The sequence below is a fragment of the Variovorax sp. 01T439_2 genome, assembly GCF_056398445.1.
The window spans coordinates 1-2,166 of sequence record NZ_JBFTPJ010000970.1 but is presented as its reverse complement, the minus strand read 5'-3'; the positions used below and the strand labels follow the sequence as shown (position 1 = coordinate 2,166).

At 67.0% G+C, this 2,166-nt stretch carries 2 protein-coding genes and 1 pseudogene; 2 read left to right on the top strand and 1 reads right to left on the bottom strand.

Annotation, left to right across the window (positions count from 1 at the left end):
- The first annotated feature begins 8 nt into the window (after positions 1-8).
- Positions 9-644, top strand: coding sequence for an RraA family protein (locus AC1DOC_RS30560; RefSeq protein ID WP_478131216.1), 636 nt, complete (start codon positions 9-11; stop codon positions 642-644).
- A 167-nt stretch (positions 645-811) separates the two neighbouring features.
- Positions 812-977, top strand: a pseudogene (locus AC1DOC_RS30555) (type II toxin-antitoxin system VapB family antitoxin); the annotation flags it as partial.
- A gap of 385 nt (positions 978-1,362) precedes the next feature.
- Here the strand turns inward: AC1DOC_RS30555 and AC1DOC_RS30550 are convergent.
- Positions 1,363-2,166, bottom strand: an 804-nt coding sequence (locus AC1DOC_RS30550) for a DUF6537 domain-containing protein (RefSeq protein WP_478131215.1), incomplete at its 5' end; no start/stop codon positions are given.

The following is a 2,166-nucleotide window of genomic DNA, read 5'->3' as shown; positions in this document are numbered from 1 at the left end:
CCCCCGACCTGGTCGCGCAGGCCTCGGCGTTCCAGCCCGCCATCCTGGCCGACGTCGCAGGCCGCCGCGGCGCCCTGCACGGCCGCATCGCGGCCCTGCGCCACCGCATGAAGCTGGCCGGCAGCGCGCTCACGGTCGAAGTGCGGCCGGGCGACAACCTGATGATCCACGCCGCCATTGCGCTGGCCAGGCCGGGCGACGTGCTGGTGATCGACGGCAAGGGCGACCAGACCGCTGCCCTCATGGGCACCATCATGATGAACGCCTGCCGGCAGGTCGGCATCGCCGGCGTGGTGGTCGACGGCGCGGTGCGCGACAGCCTGGAGATCGACGAGATGGACTTTCCCGTCTTTTCGGTCGGGACCAATCCCAACGGCCCGACCAAGCTGGCTTCAGGCCGGATCGGGCACTCCGTGTCTGTCGGCGGCGTGACCGTTCGCTCCGGCGACCTCGTGGTTGGCGATGCCGACGGCGTGGTCGTCATCGAACGCGAAAGAGTGGAAGYGCTTCTCGAGGCCGCAGGCAGGAAGGTCGAGGACGAGGCCGTGCGGATCGAGGCAATCAAGAAGGGCAACACAGCCGCCAAGTGGCTGGACTCCGCGCTGCGCAGCGCAGGTGTACTTAGAGAGAACGAGACGCTCTAGCAAAGCGCAGGGGAACGTTCGGCAGCCGATGCCACGACCCGCATCGCCCTTGAACCCGGCAGCGAATGGTCTTCAACCTCCCTGTCGAGTGCCGCATCGATCGGCATTGCCCAAGCGCGAGCCACAGCATGCGCCGTCGGAAGCATCGATTTTGATGACGGAAATTCATGAGAACTACTGTCACCATGGGAAGACGCTCTCTACGAGGAAGCGCTTGCAGTTGCGGACCCCGGCATGGACAAATCGGACCTCTTTAGGGAAGCGATCAAGACCTTCGTGAGGGTGCAAGCGGCCAAGCGACTTGCAGCCCTCGGGCGGCGTGCGCCCAAGATGCCCGTCTATTTCCAGCACCTGCCGCAGATGCAGCAGGCGAACTGGCGAGAGGTGCTCGTCCTGATCGAGAAGGAACGCCTCTTTGGATGGGGGTACGGGCTCGTCAACCTGACTCTGCTGGCATCCACGCTCATGACTCCAGGGGCCGAGTTGTGGACCTTGGACAGACGCCTGGGCGACTTGGCACAGCGATTTGCAGCGGCCCACCGCCCGGTCGAACGTTGAGCCTGCGCTCGCGCGTGCCGCCTTTTACCATCCGCATCGAGATGCGCCGAACGTTGGCACAGCCGCGTGCCGGCAGAGCCTCGCCGCTGCCGACAAGCCGCGCTCAGTATCTAGCATGACCGAGCCAACCATGGTGCGCCCTGCTGCGTTCGACCCGCAATCATTGAGACACGACGGCGATCCCCTTGAAATGGCCCGCCTGCGCCTTCTTCTCCGGCCGGGGATAGCGCTGCGGCGCGAAGCGGTGCAGCAGCTCCGCCTCGCGTTCGGTGGCAAGCGCAAGGTTGGCCATCTTCACATGGCCGAAGCCGCGGACCGAGAGCGGCAGCGCCGCGATCTGCGCGGCGAGCTGCTGGTTCGCCGGTGAAAGCTCGGCGACCAGTTCATCGAGCAGATGGTCAAACTGGACGATCATCGCGCGCTCCGTCCGGCGCTCCTGCGTGTAGCCGAACAGGTCGAACTTCGTGCCGCGCAGCCGCTTGCCGTGGGCCAGCCACTTCATCGCCGGCAGCATCCACGCGCCCAGGCGGATCTTGACGGGCCGCTGACCGTGCCCGGCGCGCGAAAGCAGCGGCGGGGCCATGTGGAACTCGAGCTGGAGGTCGCCTTCGAACTGGTCCTTGAGCTTCCGCAGGAATGCGTCGTCGGTGTAGAGGCGTGCGACCTCGTACTCGTCCTTGTAGCTCATGAGCTTCAGGAGGCTGCGCGCCGCGTTGCGCGTGAAGGGCAGCCGCGCATCGCCGCCCGGCAGCGCGGATTCAGCCGCCTGCAGCGTGCGCACGCGCTTTTCGAAGCGCTGCGCCCATGCGGCGTTCTGGTAGCCGGTGAGATGCTGGCACCCATCGGCGAGCAGCGCGTCCAGCGGGCGCTCGTCGGCTTGCTGCGCTTGCAGGGGCGCCGCCCGCAACTGATCGAGCGCGGCGGGGTCGCCCGCCGCGAGCCGGCCCAGCGAGAACGCCGACTG